Origin of the sequence: Synechococcales cyanobacterium T60_A2020_003, from assembly GCA_015272205.1 — a bacterium.
Classification (GTDB): Bacteria; Cyanobacteriota; Cyanobacteriia; order RECH01; family RECH01; genus JACYMB01.
The window spans coordinates 1-3,273 of the sequence record JACYMB010000235.1; the positions used below are offsets into that span (position 1 = coordinate 1).

Annotated in this window: 3 protein-coding genes; 1 reads left to right on the forward strand and 2 read right to left on the reverse strand. The window is 49.7% G+C overall.

Annotated elements, in window-relative coordinates; genetic code table 11:
* Both IGR76_11795 and IGR76_11800 read right to left on the reverse strand, forming a co-directional pair.
* Positions 1–196 (reverse strand): glutamine--fructose-6-phosphate aminotransferase (locus IGR76_11795; GenBank protein ID MBF2079173.1); only part of this gene is annotated, 196 nt, incomplete at its 3' end.
* Positions 197–386: 190 nt separating this feature from the next.
* Positions 387–539: a hypothetical protein gene (locus IGR76_11800; protein ID MBF2079174.1), complete on the reverse strand. Its 153-nt coding sequence runs from the start codon at positions 537–539 to the stop codon at positions 387–389.
* Positions 540–692: 153 nt separating this feature from the next.
* On the opposite strand from IGR76_11800, the gene IGR76_11805 reads away from it, so the two are divergent.
* Positions 693–3,113, forward strand: a complete 2,421-nt coding sequence (locus IGR76_11805) for a sucrose synthase (protein MBF2079175.1) — start codon at positions 693–695, stop codon at positions 3,111–3,113.
* Positions 3,114–3,273: the final 160 nt, after the last annotated feature.

Consider the following 3,273-nt stretch of genomic DNA (forward strand, 5'->3'; position numbering starts at 1 on the left):
GCGCTGGATTCTCCAATCCTTCTAGCTTTTGCTGCAAGTTTTGCAGTTTGCCTTTTGCCCGAATGCACTGGATTGCGTCTTCAAATACCGTGGCGATACCCGCCGAGTCGTATCCCCGATATTCCAACTTCCGCAACCCGTCTAGCAAGATGCCGCTTGCAGGTTGAGTGCCAATATAGCCGACAATTCCACACATGGCCGATCCCGCTCCTACATGCAATACCGTCTACAGAGTTTACCGCGATTTCAGATGATGGCTATTGTATGCGATCGCTGAATTTCGGCCAGCCTAGCATTGAATGGCTAAGCATAACCCATATTTTTACAAATCGGATTTCTGTCACGAGGTAGACGGCTGAATCCCTGCATCTTTTCTATACTTCGTACTAGGAACGCCCTTGGGCAATGATTGTGAAGATGCGGCTATGCGGAAGCAGAAGGTCTATTTCTGAGGCGTACACGGTCGCTCTGGCTTTGCGGTAGGTGGGATTCGGGTGAAATCCAAGGGCGATCGCCTGCTGCCTTATCTCAGAATTCACCGTTCGGTGTTTGGATGCCCTTCGATCGCAACATCCCTGATGACTGCGGTTGCTGAAATCAGCCTATGGGTAGGAAAAATCTTGCCGATCTGATTCTTGAAACCCAGTCCAATTGTTCAATGCATTAATGATTTTAAGAGTAAGGAAGTTGCCATGTCCGAGCTGATTCAGTCTGTGCTTGAGAGCCATGAGCGAAACGATTTACGTCAGTTTGCCAGCGAGTTGCGCAACCGCGAGCAGCGTTATTTGCTGAGAAACGACATTCTGATTGCATTTAATGAATATTGTGCAGACCACGAAAAGGGCGATTCGTTTCGTAACTCATCCGCGCTCAGCAAACTGATTTACTATACCCAGGAAATTATTGTTGACCGAGAAAGCTTCTGTGTGATCATCCGACCCCAGATTGCCCGCGAGCAATCGTACCGGATTTTGGAAGACCTGACTGTAGAGCCAATGCCCGTTCAGGAATTGCTCGATCTGCGCGATCGCTTTGTGGGACGCTACAACCCGCAAGAGGGGGATGTCTTAGAGTTAGATTTTGCTCCCTTTTATGACTATGCGCCTACGCTGCGCGATCCCAAAAACATTGGTAAAGGCGTAGCGTTCCTGAATCGCTTCCTGTCCAGCAAGCTGTTCCAGGACTCTAGCCGCTGGATGGAGGCTCTGTATCAATTCTTGAGTTTGCATTGCTATAACGGCATTCAACTGCTGATCAACGGACGCATTCGAACCAAGGAACAGCTTTCCGATCAGGTAAAGCGGGCACTGACGTTTGTGGGTCGGTTGGCAGATGATGAACCCTACAATCGCTTCCGGTTTGAGTTTCAGGAAATGGGGTTTGAACCAGGATGGGGCAATACGGCTAGCCGTGTTCGGGAAACGTTGGAAATTCTCGACCAGCTCATGGATTCGGCGGATCACCAGGTACTCGAAGCCTTCATTTCCCGGATTCCGATGATCTTCAAAGTGGTGCTGGTGTCGCCCCACGGTTGGTTTGGTCAGGAAGGGGTGCTGGGTCGTCCTGATACCGGGGGACAAGTCGTCTACATCCTGGATCAGGTTCGCAGTATTGAAAAGCAGCTTCAGGAAGAAATTGAGTTAGCAGGTCTAGATGTGCAGGCCGCCCATCCCAAGGTGATGGTGCTGACCCGCCTGATTCCCAATAGCGACGGTACACTGTGTAACCAACGGCTCGAAAAAGTATACTGTACCCAGAACGTTTGGATTTTGCGGGTTCCGTTCCGAGAGTTTAACCCCAAGGTGACCCAAAACTGGATTTCCCGCTTTGAAATCTGGCCGTACTTAGAAACCTTTGCCATTGATGCCCAGCGCGAGCTGCTGGCCGAACTCCAAGGCAAGCCGGATCTGATTGTGGGTAACTACTCAGACGGAAACCTTGTGGCGTTCTTGATGGCACGTAACCTGAAAGTCACGCAGTGCAATATTGCCCATGCCCTTGAGAAGTCAAAATATTTGTTCAGCAACTTGTACTGGCAAGATTTAGAAGACCAGTATCACTTCTCCATTCAGTTTACGGCGGACTTAATCGCCATGAACGCGGCAAACTTTATCATCAGCAGTACGTACCAGGAAATTGTTGGGACGGAGGAGAGCGTGGGACAGTACGAGTCCTACAAGCGGTTTACGATGCCGGAACTGTATCACGTGGTCGATGGAATTGAGCTATTTAACCCGAAGTTCAATGTGGTGCCGCCGGGGGTGAATGAGAATGTCTATTTCCCGTACTACCGCACCGATGATCGGGTGTTGAGCGATCGCGATCGCCTCGAAGACATGCTGTTTACGCTAGACGACCCCTCAATTATTTACGGTACGTTAGATGACCCCACCAAGCGTCCTATTTTCTCAATGGCGCGGATGGATCGGATTAAAAATCTCACGGGGCTTGCTGAGTGCTTTGGCAAAAGCAAGGATTTACAAAATTATTGCAACTTGATTCTGGTCGCCGGAAAACTCCGCACTGAGGACTCTAACGACCATGAAGAAATCAGCGAAATTCAGAAGCTCTATCAAATCATTGACGAGTACAACCTGCATGGGAAAATTCGCTGGCTAGGGGTGCGGCTTCCCAAGGCGGATTCTGGCGAAATCTATCGCATTATTGCGGATCGGCAGGGACTCTTTGTACAGCCAGCCTTGTTCGAGGCGTTTGGTCTCACCATTCTAGAGGCCATGATTTCCGGGTTGCCCACCTTTGGCACCCGATTTGGTGGCCCCCTCGAAATTATTCAGAATAAGGTCAACGGCTTCTACGTCAATCCCACCTATCACGAGGAGATGGCAGAGGTGATTTTAGACTTCTGTACCAAGTGTGATCAAAATCCCGATTACTGGAAGCAAATCTCCGATCGCGGCATTGATCGGGTCTACAGCACCTATACCTGGAAAATCCACGCGACGCGCTTACTCTCGCTATCGAAGATCTATGGCTTCTGGAACTACACCTCGAAGGAGAATCGCGAGGACTTGCTGCGCTATATCGAGGTACTGTTCCATTTGCTTTATAAGCCGATGGCGCAGAGAGTGTTAGATAAGCACATGCAAGCGTAGAGGGCGCATCCCGCTTTTGTAACCCTCACCCTAAATTCCTGTCATGGGATTTTGTCAAGTAGATGCCACACGACTCCAGCGAGGAACGAGCGATCGCCCTCTAAGCTCGACTTTATCCAATTGATCCAAAAAGGAAAGCAGCAAGCAGAATTCAGATGAG